This window comes from Mesorhizobium sangaii (genome assembly GCF_014207355.1).
GTDB classification, from domain to species: Bacteria; Pseudomonadota; Alphaproteobacteria; order Rhizobiales; family Rhizobiaceae; genus Mesorhizobium; species Mesorhizobium sangaii.
This window is the reverse complement of record NZ_JACHEF010000008.1, coordinates 167,081-186,586: the sequence shown is the minus strand read 5'-3', so window position 1 is coordinate 186,586 and position 19,506 is coordinate 167,081. Positions and strand designations below refer to the sequence as shown.

17 protein-coding genes are annotated in these 19,506 nt (G+C 64.3%); 5 read left to right on the top strand and 12 right to left on the bottom strand.

The genetic code is table 11. The features are described from left to right. Positions 1 to 191 precede the first annotated feature (191 nt). Positions 192 to 1,445 carry an NAD(P)/FAD-dependent oxidoreductase gene (locus HNQ71_RS30570; protein WP_184877497.1) on the top strand — a complete coding sequence of 418 codons (1,254 nt, stop codon included), beginning with the start codon at positions 192 to 194 and terminating at the stop codon, positions 1,443 to 1,445. Positions 1,446 to 1,459: 14 nt separating this feature from the next. On the opposite strand, the gene HNQ71_RS30565 is transcribed toward HNQ71_RS30570, so the two are convergent. Beyond that, positions 1,460 to 2,737, bottom strand: coding sequence for a 4-aminobutyrate--2-oxoglutarate transaminase (locus HNQ71_RS30565; RefSeq protein ID WP_184877495.1), 1,278 nt, complete (start codon positions 2,735 to 2,737; stop codon positions 1,460 to 1,462). 239 nt (positions 2,738 to 2,976) lie between these two features. Between HNQ71_RS30565 and HNQ71_RS30560 the strand changes: the two genes are divergently transcribed. Genes HNQ71_RS30560 through HNQ71_RS30550 form a run of 3 tightly spaced genes read left to right on the top strand, consistent with a single transcriptional unit; the run spans position 2,977 to position 8,284 of the window. Further along, positions 2,977 to 4,110, top strand: a complete 1,134-nt coding sequence (locus tag HNQ71_RS30560) for an efflux RND transporter periplasmic adaptor subunit (RefSeq protein WP_184877493.1) — start codon at positions 2,977 to 2,979, stop codon at positions 4,108 to 4,110. Beyond that, a complete protein-coding gene (locus HNQ71_RS30555; protein WP_184877491.1) occupies positions 4,107 to 5,183 on the top strand; it encodes an efflux RND transporter periplasmic adaptor subunit in 1,077 nt (358 codons plus the stop codon). Before HNQ71_RS30560 ends, HNQ71_RS30555 begins: the two co-directional genes overlap by 4 nt. Further along, a complete protein-coding gene (locus HNQ71_RS30550) occupies positions 5,183 to 8,284 on the top strand; it encodes an efflux RND transporter permease subunit (RefSeq protein ID WP_281391478.1) in 3,102 nt (1,033 codons plus the stop codon). Before HNQ71_RS30555 ends, HNQ71_RS30550 begins: the two co-directional genes overlap by 1 nt. A 31-nt stretch (positions 8,285 to 8,315) precedes the next feature. Here HNQ71_RS30550 and HNQ71_RS30545 read toward each other — a convergent pair whose 3' ends face one another. Genes HNQ71_RS30545 through HNQ71_RS30525 form a run of 5 tightly spaced genes read right to left on the bottom strand, consistent with a single transcriptional unit; the run spans position 8,316 to position 13,529 of the window. After that, positions 8,316 to 9,062, bottom strand: a complete 747-nt coding sequence (locus HNQ71_RS30545) for an ABC transporter ATP-binding protein (RefSeq protein ID WP_184877489.1) — start codon at positions 9,060 to 9,062, stop codon at positions 8,316 to 8,318. Then, positions 9,059 to 9,892, bottom strand: coding sequence for an ABC transporter ATP-binding protein (locus tag HNQ71_RS30540; RefSeq protein ID WP_184877487.1), 834 nt, complete (start codon positions 9,890 to 9,892; stop codon positions 9,059 to 9,061). Before HNQ71_RS30540 ends, HNQ71_RS30545 begins: the two co-directional genes overlap by 4 nt. Continuing rightward, a complete protein-coding gene (nikC, locus tag HNQ71_RS30535; protein WP_184877485.1) occupies positions 9,889 to 10,809 on the bottom strand; it encodes a nickel transporter permease in 921 nt (306 codons plus the stop codon). Before nikC ends, HNQ71_RS30540 begins: the two co-directional genes overlap by 4 nt. After that, positions 10,806 to 11,867 carry an ABC transporter permease gene (locus HNQ71_RS30530; RefSeq protein WP_184877483.1) on the bottom strand — a complete coding sequence of 354 codons (1,062 nt, stop codon included), beginning with the start codon at positions 11,865 to 11,867 and terminating at the stop codon, positions 10,806 to 10,808. The genes nikC and HNQ71_RS30530 overlap by 4 nt, the downstream gene beginning before the upstream one ends. An 18-nt stretch (positions 11,868 to 11,885) precedes the next feature. Then, positions 11,886 to 13,529, bottom strand: coding sequence for an ABC transporter substrate-binding protein (locus HNQ71_RS30525; protein ID WP_184877481.1), 1,644 nt, complete (start codon positions 13,527 to 13,529; stop codon positions 11,886 to 11,888). Between HNQ71_RS30525 and HNQ71_RS30520 the strand changes: the two genes are divergently transcribed. After that, positions 13,474 to 13,743 (top strand): hypothetical protein, encoded by a 270-nt coding sequence (locus tag HNQ71_RS30520; RefSeq protein ID WP_184877750.1) that lies wholly within the window; start codon positions 13,474 to 13,476, stop codon positions 13,741 to 13,743. The two genes, HNQ71_RS30525 and HNQ71_RS30520, sit on opposite strands and share 56 nt — an antisense overlap. A 39-nt stretch (positions 13,744 to 13,782) precedes the next feature. Here the strand turns inward: HNQ71_RS30520 and HNQ71_RS30515 are convergent, their stop codons facing one another. The 6 genes from HNQ71_RS30515 to HNQ71_RS30490 all read right to left on the bottom strand — a co-directional run bounded on the left by HNQ71_RS30515 (position 13,783) and on the right by HNQ71_RS30490 (position 19,409). Next, complete coding sequence (locus HNQ71_RS30515) at positions 13,783 to 15,042, bottom strand: lytic murein transglycosylase (protein WP_184877479.1); 1,260 nt, start codon at positions 15,040 to 15,042, stop codon at positions 13,783 to 13,785. A gap of 29 nt (positions 15,043 to 15,071) precedes the next feature. After that, on the bottom strand, positions 15,072 to 15,677 hold the full coding sequence (gene recR / locus HNQ71_RS30510; RefSeq protein WP_184877477.1) for a recombination mediator RecR: 606 nt from the start codon (positions 15,675 to 15,677) through the stop codon (positions 15,072 to 15,074). 88 nt (positions 15,678 to 15,765) lie between these two features. Beyond that, positions 15,766 to 16,692, bottom strand: coding sequence for a cell wall hydrolase (locus HNQ71_RS30505; protein WP_184877475.1), 927 nt, complete (start codon positions 16,690 to 16,692; stop codon positions 15,766 to 15,768). Positions 16,693 to 16,823: 131 nt separating this feature from the next. Beyond that, on the bottom strand, positions 16,824 to 17,231 hold the full coding sequence (locus tag HNQ71_RS30500) for a hypothetical protein (protein ID WP_184877473.1): 408 nt from the start codon (positions 17,229 to 17,231) through the stop codon (positions 16,824 to 16,826). Between the two features lie 20 nt (positions 17,232 to 17,251). Further along, positions 17,252 to 17,575, bottom strand: a complete 324-nt coding sequence (locus HNQ71_RS30495) for a YbaB/EbfC family nucleoid-associated protein (RefSeq protein ID WP_013527931.1) — start codon at positions 17,573 to 17,575, stop codon at positions 17,252 to 17,254. A 31-nt stretch (positions 17,576 to 17,606) separates the two neighbouring features. After that, on the bottom strand, positions 17,607 to 19,409 hold the full coding sequence (locus HNQ71_RS30490; RefSeq protein ID WP_184877471.1) for a DNA polymerase III subunit gamma/tau: 1,803 nt from the start codon (positions 19,407 to 19,409) through the stop codon (positions 17,607 to 17,609). Between the last annotated feature and the right edge of the window lie 97 nt (positions 19,410 to 19,506).

The window sequence follows — 19,506 nt, the reverse complement described above, 5'->3', positions numbered from 1 at the left end:
AAACAATAGTTTAGAATTATTCTAAACTACAACAGTCAACTTTAAGCCTTGCCCAGGCGCTGGGTCTTGCCGCTGAACTGTGCGATTGACAGCCGCCATTCCGGGTGCGACCCGCAAACGCTCTCTCGCGGCGGCGGCAGACAATTGCCACCTGGCGGGACATCCTAAAATCGAATCGGGATTGGAATGCGATGAAGAACGGTGTGGTCATTGTCGGCGCGGGTCATGCGGGCGTGCAAGCGGCCGCAAGTCTGCGCGAGGAGGGTTTTGACGGACAGGTGATCCTCGTCGGTGACGAGAACGAATTGCCGTACCACAAGCCGCCGCTGTCGAAGACCTTCATCAAGGATGCCGAGGCCAAACCGCAGCCGCTGCGCGGCGAGGCCTTCTACACCGGCAGCGCCATCGACTACCGGCCTGGCGTCAGGATCGAGCGTATCGACGCTCCCCGTCGCAGCCTGGACATCGCCGGTGGCGGAGCGCTTGCCTTCGATCACCTGATCCTGGCGACCGGCTCGCGCCCGCGCATCCTGCCGCTGGCCGGTTCGGAGCTTTCCGGCGTGCTGTCGCTGCGCTCGCTGGCCGATGCGCGGCTGATCCGCGAATTGAGTGCACAGAGCGACGATGTCGTCATCCTCGGCGGCGGTTTCATCGGTCTGGAGATCGCCGCCACGTTGCGGGCCGCCGGCCGCACGGTGACGGTGGTCGAAGCGGTCGACCGGCTGCTCGGCCGCGCCGTGGCGCCGGTCGTGGCGAGCCATGTCCGCAAAAGGCTGGAAGCGATCGGTGTGCGCATCCTCACCGGCACCTCGATTGCAAGGCTCGAAGGCGAAAACGGCCATGTCTCGGTCGCGATCACCTCAACCGGTGAAAGGCTGCCGGCACGCATGGTCATCGTCGGCATCGGCGCCGTGCCGAATGTCGAGCTGGCGCAGAAAGCCGGCCTCGCTGTCGCCAACGGCATCCGAGTCGATCACCAGATGCGCAGCTCTGCGCCAGAAATCCTCGCCATTGGCGATGCCGCTTCCTACCGGCATTGGTTCACCGGCGGCGACGTGCGGCTGGAATCGGTGCAGAACGCCACCGACCAGGCGCGGCTCGCTGCACGCACCGTTACCGGCCATGTGGACGCCTATTCGGCGGTGCCGTGGTTCTGGTCCGACATCGGCGACATGAAGCTACAGATGGTCGGCCTGACCGCCGGCGGCGACAGGCATGTCGTGCTGGGCGACCTGCCCGACAACAAGTTCTCGATCTACCACTATGCCGGAGACCGGCTGCTCGGCATCGAATCCGTCAACCGTCCGGGCGACCACATGCTTGGGCGCAAGATGCTCGGCGCCGGCTTCTCCCCGACGCCGCAGACAATTGCGGCTGGCCCCGAAGGCCTGAAGGCGGCGCTGGCCGCTTTCCTTGAGAGTGAACCGGCCAGAGCGGCTGGATAATTCCGGCCCGTCGATCAGGCGGCGCAGACTTCGCGGATCGAGCTTTCCAGAATGTCAAGCGCCTCGTTCATGACGCCGTCCTGGATGGTGATCGGCGCGAGGAAGCGGATGACGTTGCCATAGACGCCGCACGTCAGCAGGATCAGCCCCTTGTCGAGCGCCTTCAGCCTGATCGCATTGGCGATCTCCGCCGACGGCAGGCCTTTCTTGACGTCGTTGAACTCGACGGCGTTCATGAAACCGAGGCCTCTGATATCGACGATCTCGGGCACGTCGTCGCGGATCGACTGCAGCCGCTGCTTCAACCTTGCGCCCAGCGTGTTGGCGCGGTCGCAAAGCTTCTCCTCTTCGATCACGTCAAGCACGGCATGCGCGGCGGCGACACCGATCGGGCTGCCGCCATAGGTGCCGCCGAGCCCGCCGGGGCCGGGCGCATCCATGATCTCGGCACGGCCGGTGACCGCGGCCAGCGGGAAGCCGCCAGCCAGGCTTTTGGCCATTGTGGTGATGTCGGCCGCCACCTCATGGTGATCCATGGCAAACATCTTGCCGGTCCGGGCAAAGCCGGTCTGCACTTCGTCGGCAATCAAAAGCATGCCGTGCTGGTCGCAGAGCTTGCGCAGCGCTGTCAGGAACTCACGCGGTGCGTCGTAGAAGCCGCCCTCGCCCTGGACCGGTTCGATGATGATGGCGGCGACGCGGGCCGGATCGACATCCGCCTTGAACAGCCGGTCGAGTGCGGCCAGCGAATCGGCGATCGACACACCGTGCAGCGGCACCGGGAACGGCGCATGGTAGACATCGCCGGGCATGGCGCCGAAGCCGACCTTGTAGGGCACGACCTTGCCGGTCAGCGCCATGCCCATGAAGGTGCGGCCGTGGAAGCCGCCGGCGAAGGCGATGACCGCCGGACGGCCGGTGGCGTTGCGGGCGATCTTGATGGCGTTCTCGACCGCCTCGGCACCGGTGGTGACGAAAATCGTCTTCTTCTCGAACTTGCCGGGCAGCATGCCGTTCAGCCGTTCGGCCAACCGCACATAGCTCTCATAGGGCACCACCTGGTGGCAGGTGTGGGTGAAGCGGTCGAGTTGCGCCTTGACCGCCTCGATCACCTTCGGATGGCGATGACCGGTGTTGACGACGGCGATGCCCGACGAGAAGTCGATGTAGCGGCGGCCTTCGACATCCCAGATCTCCGAGTTTTCAGCCCGGTCCGCGTAGATTTGCGTGGTCATGCCGACGCCGCGCGAGATCGACTGGTTCTTGCGTTCGGAAATGGCTGAATTCTTCATGGGATCCTCATCGGGCCGGCGCCCCTTCTTGTTTGATGTCGCTGAGATGTCTTCTGACCCTATTTCACGTTTTCCTCAAGTCGGCACCGTCAACAGGCGATTGGGCCTGCCGCTCCTGCGCCGCCTAACCAGTCGACCGATCCGCGTACGAGAGAGGTTCCCTTTTCATCGGGATCGATTATCTTTGAACGGCCCACGAGGCTCCGCAGGGGGAGCGTCCTACGCAGGCAGGGGAAGCCATGAGCAGGAACGCGAAATCGTCTGCCTTGCAACCATTGCTTCCGAGCCCTTTGCCTTACCGAGACGCCTCGATCCTTGCCTGCGCGATGGCGAGCCTGCTGCTTGCCGGCTGCCAGAAGCAGGAGGCGGCCGAACACAGGCTGCCGGTGATGGTGCGAACCGAGACAGTGGCGATCGCAGACTTTTCGCCAAGGACCTCGCTGACCGGCGTGATCGCGGCGCGCACGCTGAACAATCTGTCGTTCCGGGTCGGTGGCCGCGTCGCCGAGCGGCTGGTCGATGTCGGCCAGCATGTCGATCAAGGTGCCGTGCTCGCCCGCATCGATCCGCAGGAGCAGGAATCCGATTTGCGCTCGGCACAGGCCAATCTTGACGCCGCGCAGGCACAGCTGACCCAGTCGGCCGCCGCTTTCGAGCGGCAGAAGACGCTGCTTGCCCAGGGTTTTACCACCAGGCGCGACTATGACGCCGCCGACCAGGCGCTGAAGGTGGCGCAAGGTAGTGTCGATGCCGCGCATAGCGCACTCTCCAACGCCCAGCAGAACCTGTCCTACACCGAGCTCAAGGCGGGTGCCGCCGGCGTCATCACCGCCCGCCAGGTCGAAACCGGACAGGTGGTGCAGGCGGCGCAGACCGTCTTCACCGTCGCCGAGGACGGCGATCGCGACGCGGTGTTCAATGTCCAGGAAACATTGGTTGCCAAAACGGCGCCATCGCCGGCGGTGACGATCACGCTGTTGTCGGACCCGCAGGTGAAGGCCGTGGGCAAGGTGCGCGAAGTATCGCCAGCGGTGGATCCGCCTTCGGGCTCGATCCGGGTCAAGGTCGCCATTCCCGACACGCCCGCCGGCATGCCACTGGGAGCGGCTGTCATCGGCTCGGTCAGCGCCAGGCCGACGAAGGCTATCCTGTTGCCCTGGCAGGCGCTGACCTCCGCTGCCGGCCAACCGGCTGTCTGGATCGTCGACCCTTCGACCAAGGCGGTTGCGACGGCGCCGGTCGAGGTGCTGGCATTCGAATCGGGCACGGTCGTCATCGCCAGCGGCCTGAACGAAGGCCAAAGCGTCGTCACGGCAGGCGGGCAGTTGCTCAGTCCCGGGCAAACGGTCGAGATATCGGGAGCGAGCCAATGAGAAGGCTGCCGCACCTTATGCTTGGCCTGTTTGCACTTGGCACGCTCGTGTCCTGCTCGAAGTCCGAGGAAAAGCCGCCCGAAATCATCCGGCCGGTGCTGTCGGTGGTCATCGAGCCACGCACCACCCAGACCTTCGGCTTTGCCGGCTCGGTCGAGCCGCAGGTCAGTGCCGACCTGGCCTTCCGCCTGCTTGGCCGGGTTGTGTCGCGCGACGTCAATGTCGGCGACATCGTCAGCAAGGGCACGACGATCGCCGCGCTCGACCCGACCGCGCTGGAGCTGGCCGTCCAGGCCGCCAAGGCGGAACTCTCCAACGCCGAGGCGCAATTCGCCAACGCCGCGGCCAGCGAGGAACGCCAGCGCCAGCTGCTTGCCGCCGCTAACACCACGCAGGCGGTCTTCGATGCCGCGCAACAGGCGAGGAAAGCGGCGGAGGCCGGCGTCGAACGGGCCAAGGCCTCGCTTGCCAAATCGCAGGAGCAGCTTGGCTACGCCCGGTTGTTCTCGGATTTCGACGGCGTCGTCACCGCCACCGGCGCCGAGGTCGGCCAGACGGTCTCGCCTGGCCAGACGGTCGTCACGGTGGCGCGCTCGGACCTGCGCGAGGCGGTGGTCGACATTCCCGACCAGTTGATCGGTGACCTCACGGCCGGCACGCCATTCCAGGTCATCCTGCAATCGCTGCCGACGATCCAGACCGAGGCCAAGCTGCGCGAGATCGCGCCGCAGGCCGAAGGCTCGACCCGCACGCGGCGCGTGCGTCTGACGCTCACCGATCCGCCGCAAGCCTTCCGACTCGGCTCGACAGTGACGGCGACCCGCGTGACCAAGGTTGCGCCGACGATAGAATTGCCCATGTCGGCACTGCTTGAGAAGGACGGCGTCGACAAGGTGTGGATCGTCGATCCGCAGACATCGAGCGTTAGCGCCAAAGATATCAAGGTCGCCGCCAAGGGCGCCGCTACCTTCACCGTCGCCGGAGGGCTGGAAGCCGGTATGCGCGTCGTCACCGCCGGCGTCCACAGCCTGAGCGAAGGCCAAAAGGTCAAAGTGCCGGAGGGCGGCGTCTGATGAAGGGCTTCAATCTCTCCGACTGGGCGCTCAGCCACCGCTCCATGGTCTGGTACTTCATGCTGGTCTTCGTGGTGGCCGGCATCTTCTCCTACCTCAATCTCGGTCGTGAGGAAGATCCCAACTTCACCATCAAGACGATGATCATCCAGGCAAACTGGCCGGGCGCGTCGGTCAAGGAGACCGGGCAGCAGGTGACCGACCGCATAGAGAAGAAACTCGAGGAGCTCGACAGCCTCGACTTCACCAGATCCGTCACCACTGCCGGCCAGACCGTCATCTTCGTCAACCTGAAAGACACCACCAAGGCGCGCGACGTCGTGCCGAACTGGATTCAGGTCCGCAACATGGTCAACGACATCCGGACGCAGTTTCCGCAAGGCGTGCAGGGACCGTTCTTCAACGACCGCTTCGGCGATGTCTTCGGCAACATCTACGCCTTCACGTCGGACGGGCTGACGCCGCGCCAGCTGCGCGACTATGTCGAGGACGTCCGCACCAAAATCCTGACGGTGCCGAATGCCGGCAAGGTCGATCTCGTCGGCGCGCAGGACGAGGCGATCTATCTCGAATTCTCGACCCGCCAGATCGCCGCCCTCGGCCTCAACCAGCAAGCGATCATTGCCAGTCTGCAAGCGCAGAACGCGATCACGCCGTCCGGTGTCATCGAGTCCGGACCGGAGCGCATCAGCGTGCGCGTCGGTGGCCAGTTCACTTCCGAAGAGAGTCTGCGTGCCATCAATCTGCGCGTCAACGACCGCTTCTTCCGGCTGAGCGATGTGGCGACGATCACGCGCGGCTATGTCGATCCGCCGACGGCGCTGTTCCGCTTCAATGGCCAGGATGCCATCGCGCTCGCCATAGGCATGAAGCCCAACGCCAATCTGCTGCAGTTCGGCGAGGCGCTGCACACGGAGATGAACAAGGTGCTGGCCGACCTGCCGGTCGGCGTCGGTGTGCATCTTGTCGCGGACCAGCCCGTCATCGTCGAGGAGGCCGTCTCGGGCTTCACGCGCGCGCTGTTCGAGGCGGTCGCCATCGTGCTCGCGGTGTCCTTCATCAGCCTAGGCATGCGCGCCGGCTTCGTCGTGGCGCTGTCGATCCCGCTGGTGCTGGCCATCACCTTCACGGTCATGGCCTATCTCGGCATCTCGCTGCAGCGCATCTCGCTGGGGGCGCTGATCATTGCGCTCGGCCTCCTGGTCGACGACGCGATGATCGCGGTCGAGATGATGGTGGCGCGGCTTGAGGTCGGCGACAATCTGCGCAAGGCAGCGACTTACGTCTACACATCGACTGCCTTCCCAATGCTGACCGGTACGCTGGTGACGGTGGCCGGCTTTATCCCGATCGGCCTCAACAACAGCGCCGCCGGCGAATACACCTTCACCCTGTTCGTCGTCATCGCGGTATCGCTTCTGGTCTCATGGATCGTGGCAGTGCTGTTTGCGCCGCTGCTCGGCGTCACGATCCTTCCGGCGACGATGAAGACGAAGCACCACGACCAACCGGGCCGCTTCACGTCGCTGTTCCGGCGTGTGCTACTCGGCTCTGTGCGGCATCACTGGCTGACCATCATCGCCACCGTGCTGTTGTTTGCCGGCTCGATAGCCGGCTTCGGCCTCGTCCAGCAGCAGTTTTTTCCGCCTTCCGACCGGCCGGAGCTGATCGTCGACTGGAACCTGCCGCAGAACTCGTCGATCACCGAGACGCGGGACCAGATCGAGCGTTTCGAAGCGCGCGCGCTGGCCGGCAACCCCGACATCGACCATTTCAGCTCCTATATCGGCCAGGGCGCGGTGCGCTTCCTGCTCGCTTTCGACGTGCAACCGGCCAATCCGTACTTCGGCCAGACCGTCATCGTCACCAAGAGCATCGAGGCGCGCAACCGGCTGAAGCCGCAACTGGAGAAACTGCTGCGCGAGGAGTTCGTCGGCACCGATGCCTTCGTCAAGCCGCTCGAGCTGGGGCCGCCGGTCGGCCGCCCCGTACAGTACCGCGTCGGCGGTCCCGATATCCAGACGGTGCGCGGCCTGGCGCAGCAATTCGCCGGCCTCATCTCGACCAATCCGAAGCTTGCCGCGCCAACCTTCGACTGGAACGAGCCGCAGCGTGTGCTGAGGGTCGACGTGCTGCAGGACAAGGCGCGCCAGCTCGGCATCACCTCCTCCGATATCGCCAGCGCGCTGAACAGCACGGTCGGCGGCGCCACCATCACGCAGGTGCGCGACGCCACCTATCTGATCAACGTCGTGGCGCGCTCTCGCGATGCCGAACGCGGCTCGATCAGGACGCTGCAGAACATGCAGCTGCCGACCGGCACCGGCGAGGCGATCCCGCTCGCTGCGGTGGCCAACTTCCGCTACGAGCTGGAGCAGCCGACGGTGTGGCGGCGTAATCGCATTCCGACGATCACCGTGCGCGCCGGATTGGTCGGCGACACGCTGCCGGCCACCGTGGTCAACGAACTGAAGCCAGCCGTCGATGGCTTCATCGCCAAACTGCCGCCGGGCTATTCGGTCGAGACCGCAGGCTCGGTCGAGGAAAGCGCTAAAAGCCAGGGACCGATCGCCGCCGTCGTGCCGCTGATGCTGTTCGTCATGGCGACCATCCTGATGGTGCAGTTGCAGAGCTTCCAGCGCCTGTTCCTGGTCGTTGCTGTGGCGCCGCTCGGCCTGATCGGCGTGGTGGCCGCACTGGTGCCGAGCGGCGCGCCGCTCGGCTTCGTCGCCATCCTCGGCGTGCTGGCGCTGATCGGCATCCTGATCCGCAACTCGGTCATCCTGATCGTGCAGATCGAGGATCTCGTCACCGAAGGCAAGGACCGCTGGGCGGCGGTGATCGAGGCGACCGAGCACCGCATGCGGCCGATTGCGCTGACGGCAGCGGCGGCGAGTCTCGCGCTGATCCCGATCGCACGTGAGGTGTTCTGGGGACCGATGGCCTATGCCATGATGGGCGGCATCATCGCCGGCACCGCGATCACGCTGTTGTTCCTGCCGGCGCTTTATGTGGCGTGGTTCCGGATCAAGGAGCCAAAGCGGGAGCAGGAAAGCGAAGGCGCGCACAGTGAAACGGTGCCCGAAGGTGGGGCAGCCTAAGACGGAAATTTCGGTCGCGCCGCGATAGAAACTACGCCCTCACGAACCCGTCGCTCGCCCTAAGCAGATTGCGCGTATAATCCTTCGTCACGCGGCGCTCGACAAGGTCGTCCGCGTTCAGATTCTCCACCGCCTCGCCGCTCTGCATCACCATCAACCGCTCGCACATATGGGTGATGATGGCGAGGTCGTGGCTGACCATCAGGAAGGTCAGCTTGCGCCGCCGGCGGACCTCTTCCAAAAGGTTGAGCACCTCCGCCTGCACCGAGGCATCAAGCGCCGAGGTCGGCTCGTCGAGCAGCAGGATCGACGGTTCGAGGATGAGCGCACGCGCGATCGCCACGCGCTGACGCTGGCCGCCCGACAATTGATGCGAGTAGCGGAAGCGAAAACCGTTACCGAGGCCAACCTCGTCGAGCGCCCGCTGGATGCGCTTTTCGCCGTCGGCAAAGCCATGGATGGCAAGCGGCTCCTGCAGCAGGCGGTCGACGGTCTGGCGCGGGTGCAGCGAGCCGTACGGATCCTGGAAGACCATCTGCACTTCGCGGTAAAAGGCCTTGTCGCGACGCGCGCCAAGCTTCTTGCCATTGACGGTGATGCTGCCAGAAGCGACTGGCGCGAGCCCGGCGATGGCTCGCAGCAACGTCGATTTGCCTGAGCCGGATTCGCCAACCAGGCCGAAGGATTCGCCCGGCTGCACATCGAGGCTGACACCTTTCAGCGCGTGAAAGCGGTCGAAGATCACTCCCAGCCTGTCGACGGCAATCGCTGCTGTCATGCCGCCCACTCCGGCTTGCGGTCGAGCACCGGCAGCGGGTGACGGTCAGCGCCGATCTTGGGCATGCAGTTGAGCAGGCCGCGCGTATAGGGGTGCTGGGCGCGGCCGAGTTCGGACGCCTTGAGCTGCTCGACCACCTTGCCGGCATACATGACGATGACACGGTCGCAAAAGGACGAAACCAGGCGCAAATCGTGCGAGATGAAGATCAGCCCCATGCCGCGCTCGCTGACCAGCCGGTCGAGGATGCCGAGCACATCGAGCTGCACGGTGACGTCGAGCGCCGAGGTCGGCTCGTCGGCGATCATCATTTCCGGTCCGGCGATCAGCATCATGGCGATCATGGCGCGCTGGCCCATGCCGCCGGACACTTCATGCGGATGCAGGTCGAAGACGCGGGCCGGGTCGCGGATCTGCACCGCTTCCAGCATCGCCAGGGCGCGGTCACGGGCCTCGGCCTTGCCGACCTTTTCATGGGTGCGCAGCGTCTCGACGATCTGGCGGCCGATGCTCATCACCGGATCGAGCGAATATTTCGGATCCTGCAGGATCATGGCGATGCGTTTTCCGCGCAACGTGCGGCGTTCGCGTGGCGACGCTGCCAGCAGGTCGATGCCGTCAAAGACAAGCTTGCTCGCCGATATCCGGGCCTGCGGCGGCGTCAGCCCCATGATGGCGCGGCCGGTCTGCGATTTGCCGGAGCCGGACTCGCCCACAATGCCGAGCCGTTCGCGGCCGAGTGAGAAGGTGACGCCGCGCACCGCCTCGACCAGCCCGGTGCGGGTCGGGAAAGTGACGCGCAGGTCCTCGACGTCGAGAAGCGTGCTCATTGGTCACCACTGCGCGGATCGAGCGCGTCGCGCAGGCCGTCGCCAAGCAGGTTGAAGCCAAGGCTGACGATCAGGATGGCGAAGCCCGGCGCACCGGCCACCCACCACTGGTCGAGCACGAAGCGGCGGCCCGACGCGATCATGGTGCCCCATTCAGGCAGCGGCGGCTGCGCGCCGAGGCCAAGGAAGCCGAGACCGGCGGCGGTCAGGATGATGCCGGCCATGTCGAGCGTCACCCGGACGATCAGCGAGGAGATGCAGAGCGGCATGATGTGGCGCAGTACGATGCGGAAGGGCGAGGCGCCCATCAATTGCACCGCCTTGATGTAATCGGAATTGCGCACGGTCAGCGTTTCCGCGCGGGCAATTCGAGCGTAGGGCGGCCAGGAGGTGATGGCGATGGCGAGCACCGCGTTCTCGATGCCGGGGCCCAGGGCCGCAACAAAGGCCAACGCCAGGATCAGCTTGGGGAAAGCGAGGAAGATGTCGGTGATGCGCATCAGGATGGCATCGGTCCAGCCGCCGGCATAGCCGGCGACGGTGCCGACCAAAAGGCCGATCGGTGCGGCGATGATGGCAACCAGGATGACCACGTAGAGCGTCCAACGCGAGCCGTAGAGAATGCGCGAGAGGATATCGCGGCCGAGATCGTCGGTGCCGAACCAATGCTCGGCGCTCGGCGCCAGCAGGCGCGAGCCCTTGAGGTCGCCGAATGTCGGCGAATAGGGCGCCAGCACGCCGGCAGAGGCGGCAACGACCAGCAGCGCGATGATAATGAGCAGGCCGAGAAACGCCAGCCGGTTGGCGGAAAAGCGCCGCCACGCGACATAGGCGCGGCCGAGCCTTGCCTGCATGCGCGACGCCGGCCGCTCGCTGAGCAGCCAGTCGCGACGGGTCTGGATGGCGTCGGCGCTCATGCGGACTTCGTCCTCGGATCGAGCACGCGGTAGAGCAGGTCGGAGAGAAGGTTGATGGCGATGAACACCGAGCCGATGATGATGGTGCCGCCGAGCACGGCATTCATGTCGGCGTTCTGCAGCGAGTTGGTGATGTAGAGGCCGATGCCCGGCCAGGAGAACACTGTCTCGGTCAGCACCGAGCCTTCGAGCAGCCCTGCATAGGAGAGCGCGATCACCGTCACCATCGGCACCGCCGCGTTCCGCAGCGCATGGCCCCAGATGATGCGGGTTTCCGACAGGCCCTTGGCGCGCGCCGCGACGATGTATTCCTGGGCGAGCTCGTTGAGCATGAACGAGCGCGTCATGCGGCTGATATAGGCAAGCGAGAAGTAGCCGAGCAGCGAGGCCGGCAGGATGATGTGGCGGAAGGCATCATAGAAGACATCCCACTGCCCCTGCCACAGGGAATCCAGGAGATAGAAACCGGTGATCGGCGTGAAAGTGTATTCGTAGACGACGTCAAGCCGGGCCGGGAAGGCGACCCATTGCAGCTTGGCGTAGAACAGCACCAGCGCCAGCAGCCCAAGCCAGAAGATCGGCACCGAATAGCCAATGAGGCCGATGATGCGCACGATCTGGTCGATGAGGCTGCCGCGCCTAACCGCGGCCAGCACGCCAAGCGGTACGCCGAACAGCGCACCGATCAGCGTTCCCAGCGTCGCCAGTTCCGTTGTTGCCGGGAGGGCGCGGCGAATGTCGGTCATGACCGGATTGGTGGTCAGCACCGAGGTGCCGAAATCCCCATGCAGCGCGCTTTTCACATAGATGTAGAACTGCTCAACCAGCGGCAGGTCAAGGCCCATCTCGCGGCGCGTCCGTTCGACGACATTGGCCGGCGCCCGGTCGCCGAGCACCGCCAGCACAGGGTCGATCGGGATGACGCGGCCGATGAAGAAGGTCACCGCGAGCAGACCGAGATAGGTCGTGACCGCGATGACCAGGAAACGGCCGAGCGATGATGCAAGAGCAACGGCGCGGGCGCTGCCGCGCCTGCCCTCGTTTTCAATCGCGCTCATGCGGCGCGCCCGTCGGCGTTATTCTTTCGAGACCGGCCCGACGAAGTTGCTGTCGAAGCTCGGGCCGAGCGCGAAGCCCTTGAGGTTCTTGCGCAGGCCGGCCACTTCCAGCTGCTGGTGGATAACGACGAAGGGGCTGGTGTCGAGGATCTTCTTCTCGAGATCCTGGTACATCGTAGCGCGCTTGCCCGCATCCTTCTCGAGCAGGGCGGCTTCCGTCTGCTTGGTCAGGTCCGGAATGTCCCAGGCGTTGCGCCAGGCGAGCGTCTTGGTCTTGCCGGCATCCGAATTGTCCGGGTTCGAGGCAAAGGTCTGGGCGTTGGAGTTCGGATCGAAATAATCCTGGCCCCACTGGCCGATATAGATGTCGTGGTTGCGGACGCGGTACTTGGTCAGGGTCTGCTTGCCGTCGCCGGGAATGATCTCCAGCTTGATGCCGGCCTGGCCGAGCGTCTGCTGGATCGATTCCGCCATGCCGGTGGTCGGCTGGCCGGTGCGTACGTCCATGGTTACGCTGAAGCCGTCGGCCAGACCGGCCTTGGCCAGCAATTCCTTGGCCTTGGCAACATCGAACTTGAACGGATTCTCATCGAGTTCGCCGAGCACGCCCTTTGGCAGGAAGGTCTGGTGGATTTCGCCGATGCCCTTGAGGATGGTCGAGCCCAGGGCATCATAGTCGACCAGATATTTGAACGCCTGGCGCACCTCGGGTTTGGCAAGGTTCGGGTTCTTCTGGTTGAGGCTGATGTAATAGACCGTGCCCTTCGGCGCACTGGTGGTGGTCAAATCGGCATTCTTGGCGATGGCGTCGAGGTCGTTGGGCTCGAGATTGCGGGCAACGTCGATGTCGCCGGCTTCGAGCGCCAGGCGCTGGGCCGAGCTTTCCTTCATGTTGCGGTATATGACGCGGGCAAGCTTGGCCTTTTCGCCAAAGTAATTGTCATTGCGCTCCATGACGACGGCTTCGTTGGCGCGCCATTCGCGCAGCTTGAAGACGCCAGAGCCGGCATAGCCGGTCTTCAGCCAGGCATTGCCGAAATCATTGTCCCACTTGTAGTCGGCACTCGGCGTGACCGCGGCGACATGTTCCTTGACCAGCTTGGCGTCGACCACCGAAGCGACCGTTGCCGACAGACAGTTCAAGACGAAGCTCGGCGCATAGGCCTTGTCGACCGTGAATTGGAAGGTGGTGTCGTCGACGGCCTTGGCCTTTTCGGTGACATTGTCGCCGCTGATGCCGAACTGATCGATGATGAAGGCCGGGCTCTTGTCCAGCTTGACGGCGCGCTCGAAGGAATAGGCGACATCGGCCGCGGTGATCGGATTGCCCGAAGCGAATTTCAGGCCGGGCTTGAGCTTGAACGTGTAGGTCAGGCCGTCGTCGGAAACGGTCCAGCTTTCGGCGAGGTCGCCCTTGACCTTGGAGGTGTCGCTGAGGTCGAGACGGACGAGCAGATCATAGGTGTTGCCAGTGACCTCGGCGGTCGACAGCTCGAACGCCTCGCCTGGATCCATGGAAATGATGTCGTCGATCGCGAAACCTTCGACCAGCGTGTCGGCGGGGGTGACCGCGCCCGCTGGCGCGCCGGCCAGAAGCAGCGCGGACATGGCTGCACCCGCGAGCAGGATGCGCGAGCGTAGAGCAAACTTTTCCATCATCATTGTGATTGTTCCCTGTTTTGTTGACCTGAGTTCCCGGCTCAGGATTGCAGTATTCTTTTCGGGGCCGACAATGGCCCTCTGCCCGCTTACCGTCGTGGTTTTTGTCCAATTGGTCAACACCATATCCGGCGGTATTCTGGCCGGCAACGAGCATTTGCACGACAGCGTATTGGACCAGAATGGGCTGGGGCGAGTCGATGCACGCGCCGGCTAATTGATGCCGCCAATCGGGAAAAATCTGCTAATTTCGCAGCTACTTCAGCGTCGCGACCAGATCGGCATCGGGAAAACAGGTTGCGGCCCGGCCGTTCTTGGCCTGCCACTTGCCGATTGAGCGGCGGGTCTTGAAGCCGGGCAGCCCGTCGGCGGTGCCGACATCATAGCCCTTGGCTTCCAGCGTCCGCTGCAAAGCCGCGATATCCGACCGGTAGAGCCCGCCGACCGCGCCCCAACTGCCGGCAAAGTTGCTGTCGCCATGGGCGATGCGATCGGCGCCGTGGCCGATGAACAGCGCGTAGAGGTCGCTGGTGTTGTATTCCTTCAGCACATAGAAATTGGGGGTGGCGATGAAGGCCGGCCCACTGCGCCCGGCCGGCATCAGCAGGAAGCCTTCAGCTTTCAGCTCGCTTGCCGGAAACGGCTTTCCGCCAACGCGCTTGATGCCCATGTCAGCCCATTGCGAAATTGTCTTGCCCTGGTCCGGACCTTCCAGCGAACAGGAGACCGTCTCCGGGACGGTCACCTCAAAGCCCCAGCCACGCCCCCTCACCCAGCCATAGTGGACGAGGTAGTTGGCGATCGAGGCCAGCACGTCCGGCGTCGAGTTCCAGATGTCGACACGGCCGTCGCCGTCGAAATCGACGGCGTGCTTCAGGAACGAAGTTGGCATGAATTGCGGCTGGCCGAGCGCGCCGGCCCAGGACGATTTCATCGCGCCGACCGGGGCCAGCCCGCGCTCGACGATTTCCAGCGCGGCCAAAAGCTCCGTGCGAAAGAAATCCTTCTTGGTCGACATGAACGCCTTGGTGCCCAGCACCTCGAAGGCGTCGTAGGGCATTTTCGCCGCGCCGAAGCCGGTCTCACGACCCCAGATCGCCAGCAGCACTTCGCCCGGCACGCCATAGCGCTTTTCTATAGCGGCCAGCGTGCCGGCATTGGTGGCTTCGCGAGCCCGGCCGCCGGCCGTCACCGCACCGATGGTCTTCTCTGCGAAATAGGCGCCGGGCGAGCCGAATTCGGCCTGATGCTGTTTCTGCGGCGTGGTCGCCTTTTCGCCCGGCTTGACCAGGTCGGGCAGCTTCAGATTGGGCTTGATGCCATCGAAGGCGGCGTCGAAGGTTTTTTTGGAAATGCCTTTCGCCTTGGCTTCCGGCCACAGGTCGTTCTGCAGCCAGGCGTGGAATTGGTCGTCGATTTTTGCAGCAGAGGCGGGGGCTGAAGCGCCCAACGCTATAAGGATTGCGAGGAGAATCGTAGTGGCCAGTTCGCAGAGGCCGCGTTCCTTCGCAGTCATCTCAGGAGCATCCTTCTCCGCCAATTGCGTCAAAACGCCGTCCGTGAGCGCAGCGCGGCAGCCAGCGTGCCTTCGTCGAGATAGTCGAGTTCGCCGCCGACCGGCACGCCATGCGCCAGGCGTGTCACCTTGATGTCGAAGCCGGACAGCTGGTCGGTGAGGTAATGCGCGGTGGTCTGGCCCTCGACCGTCGCGTTGACGGCGAGGATGATCTCCTTGACCTCGCCGCCGGCGACGCGGTCGATCAGCGAGCGGATGTTGAGCTGGTCGGGGCCGATGCCGTCGAGCGGCGACAGCGTGCCGCCAAGCACGTGATAGCGCACATTCATCGCTGCCGCCCGCTCCAGCGCCCACAGGTCGGAAACGTCCTCGACGACGATGATGGTGCCGGCGTCACGGCGCGGATCGGTGCAGATCATGCATGGGTCCGACGTATCGACATTGCCGCAGGTCGAGCAGATGCGCACCTTGTCGGCCGCCTCGGCCATGGCGGCGGCGAGCGGCGACAACAGTTGCTCCTTCTTCTTGATCAGATGCAGAGCCGCACGCCTCGCCGAACGGGGGCCCAGCCCCGGCACCTTGGCCAGGAGCTGGATCAGGCGTTCGATCTCGGGACCGGCGATTCGCTTGGACATCGCTCTGATCTAGGATTTTTCAGAACGCTTTGGAACATCCGCGTCCGCATGACCCGCCATATTGTCCTGGCGGGCCATGGAGTACGGATCAGTTGACCTCGAGCGGACGGCTCTGGCTGGCGATCATCGCGCCGATGGCGTCAGTGTTCTCCGGCGTCGACTGGAATCCCATCGACGCCTCTTGTGGCGCGTTCGCAACCGAGGAAATGACCGGTTTGGCCAGAGTTCCGCCAAAACGGGCGGCATCCGGTTCCTCCATCGGTTCCTGCATCGCCACCACCGTCGGCTCCGCCGAGGCGCGCAGGGGTTTCGCGGTCGGCACCACGGCGGCGGTCACAAAGGCCTGTTGGGCAGGCGCGGATCGGATGGTTGCCGGCTTGGCCGGACGGATCGGCTCGGCGGAAGCAACGAGGATCACCGGTGCTGCCGGCTTCACGGGCGCCGCCGAGGCAATGGCGACCTGCGGCTCATCCGGCAGCGGCTGCCAATTGCGGCCACGCTTCTCGTAGAAGGCATTGCCGCCGGCAACCATGGTGTAATGCATGTTCTTGTAAGGGAAACGCAGTCCGGCGGTGTGGAAATACATCGTGTTCTTCAACTTGGCCTTGCGCTCGCCCTTGAGCACGGCGTCGGCGGCTTCCTCGACATCGGGCATTGCCCGCGAATTCATCTGCCGGGTCATGACGCCGGGCGCAAACTGCCCGGGCTCGCCCACCACCTCGCAGATGGTGCTGCCGTGGTTGCCGGAGCGCAGCCGGTTCATCACCACCGTGCCGACCGCGATCATGCCGTCGCGGCTCGACCGATTAGACTCGAAGAACATCGCCCGTTCCAGGCATTCCTTGTCCTTTGGCGAGTGGCTGTAGGAACGGGAACTCAGGAAACTCGGCGTGATGGCGTCGGTCAGGCTGGCGACGGACATGCCGTGCGAGGTGGTCTGGCTGCAGGCAGCCAAAAACAAGGGTGAAATGACGGCGCCGAGCAACAGCGGCGTCTTCCATCGCATGGCAATCAACAGGTAACCCTCACTTCGATGCCCGCCCCCAGGCTGCGGCAAGAATGAGACACTTTCAGGCAAAATGATGGCTAAAACGTTATTGGCGAGGCACTGTTGCCAAACTGGCACAGTTGCATGGCTTTATTCGGTCAACGCGCCGCAGCCATCGAGACCGGCTGACCAGGTTCGATCTCCTCGATTTTCTCCGAAAACAGGCCGCGCCTGAGGAACAGCGCCAGCGCGTCCCTGGCCGTCGGCGCGATCTTTCCCGGCCAGTCGCTTTCGATGAATTCGGCCTTGGTGAAGTCCGGATTTGTCTCGCAGGCCGCCTCCAGGAATTCGGCGATCTCGAGCACGATCACACGCTCGTCCTTCGACAGTGCCGACGTGCCGGCCTCGATCGACGGGCGATGCACGTAGTCCTCGAACAAGTCGAAGTAGCCCTTGATGCCGACAAGATCGACGCCGGCGTCGCAATCGGCCAGGATTTCCAGGATCTCGTAGATCCTGCTGCGGACACGCTGCTCGATCAGTCTTTCGGAGGGCTCTTCGATCATGGGCGTACCGCCGTCGAACGCTAGAAGGGCAGTTTCATTCCTGGCGGGATCGGCAGGCCGGCGGTCAGCGCCTTGGTCTTCTCCTGCATGATCTGCTCGACCTTGGTCTTGGCGTCGTTGTGAGCGGCGAGCACCAGGTCCTCCAGGATCTCGACATCATCCTCCTTGAACAGGGACGGATCGATCTTCAGCGACTTCATCTCGAATTTTCCAGTCAGGGTCACGTTGACCAGGCCGCCGCCGGCCTGGCCGGATGCTTCCAGCGTGGCGATCTCGTCCTGCATGGCCTGGAATTTGGCCTGCATTTCCTTCGCCTTGCCCATCAAGCCGAGAAGATCTTTCATGGTCGGGTCCTTTGCGGATTCATCGCTGTGGTCAGGTTTCGTCGTCGTCCGCCGGCGGCTCGACCGGCACTTCGGCCTCGGTCGTGTCGGCTTCCGGCGAGTCGGGAATGCGCACGTCGATGATCTTGGCGCCGGGGAAACGCGCCAGAATGGCGGCTACGGTGGGATCGCTCTTGGCATCGAGGAAGGCGGTCTCGCGCTTGGTCGATTCCATTTCGGCGAGCGTCTGGCCGCCCTCTTCCTTCGACAGCGAGACCAGCCAGCTGCGGCCGGTCCAGGCGCGCAGTTTCGTCGTCAGGTCGTTGAGCAACATCTTGGGCGCATCAGCGGTCAGACCGACGTCGATGCGGCCGGGCTCGATGCGCACAAGACGGATACAGCTCTTGACCAGCACCTTGAAAGCGATGTCACGCTGCGCATCGGCAAGGGCAATGATGTCGGCCAGCGATTTCAGCGGTACCTGCGGCGTCTCCAGCACCGGTTGCGGAGGCGCAACGAAAGCGGCAGGCGCGGGCGTGGCCTCGACCAACCGCATGGTCTGCGCGCCGCCTGGCCCGGATGGCATGCGGGTCTGTGCAACCGCGCTGGCGCCGCCACCATTGCCGGAACCCGCGGGCGCGCCGGTAGGGCGCGAGGCGCCATTTGGAACCGGCGCCGTGCCCTCGAGCGATCTCAAGGCCTCGTCCAGTGTCGGCAGGTCGGCGGCGTGGGCCAGCCGGATCAGCACCATCTCGGCGGCGCTCACCGGCCGGTTGGAGGACTGCACCTCGGGAATGCCCTTGAGCAGCATCTGCCATGTCCGCGACAGCACCCTGACCGACAGCGTCCTGGCGAAATCCGCGCCGCGTTGCCGCTCGTCCTGCGACAGCGCAGCGTCGTCGACAGCCGACGGCACGAAACGCAGCCGGGTGACGAGGTGGTTGAACTCGGCCAGATCGGTGAGCACGGCAGCCGGATCGGCGCCGGTGTCGTACTGAGCGCGAAATTCCCCAAGAGCGGCGGCCACGTCGCCCTTCATCACATGTTCGAACAGATCGACGATGCGGGCACGGTCGGCCAGCCCCAGCATCGCCCGCACGGCGTCGGCGCTGACGCTGCCCGCGCCATGGGCGATCGCCTGGTCGAGGATGGAGAGCGAATCTCGGGCCGACCCTTCGGCGGCGCGTGCGATCATAGCCAGCGCGTCGTCGTCGACCGAAATGCCTTCCTTGGCCGAGATCGAGGAGAGGTGCGCGACCAGCGCGCTGGCATCGATGCGCCTGAGGTCAAAGCGCTGGCAGCGCGACAGGACGGTGATCGGAACCTTGCGGATTTCGGTGGTGGCGAAGATGAATTTGACGTGCGGCGGCGGCTCTTCCAGCGTCTTCAGCAGGCCGTTGAAGGCCTGTGTGGAAAGCATGTGCACTTCGTCGATGATGTAGACCTTGTAGCGGGCCGAGACCGGCGCATAGCGCACGCGCTCGATGATATCCCTGATGTCGTCGATGCCGGTGTGCGAGGCGGCATCCATCTCGATGACGTCGACATGGCGGCCTTCCATGATCGCCTGGCAGTGCTCGCCGAGCACGACAAGGTCGACCGAAGGTTGGTCTGTTGTCGGGGTTTTATAGTTCAGGGCCCTCGCCAGTATGCGCGCCGTCGTGGTCTTGCCGACGCCGCGCACGCCGGTCAGCATCCAGGCCTGGGCAATGCGGCCAGTGGCAAAGGCGTTGGTGAGGGTGCGCACCATCGGCTCCTGGCCGACCAGCTCGGAGAAATTCGACGGACGGTACTTGCGCGCCAGCACGCGATAGGCCGCGGCCTTGTCCGTTCCCGAATTTCCGGCTTCGCTCATTCGCCCGTAAAGCTCCAAAGGGCCGCGCCCGAAGGCTGCCTATTCCAGCGCATAGTCTCGCCCGCGCAGCAATGCGTCGTCAATGTCGCGAGAGGAG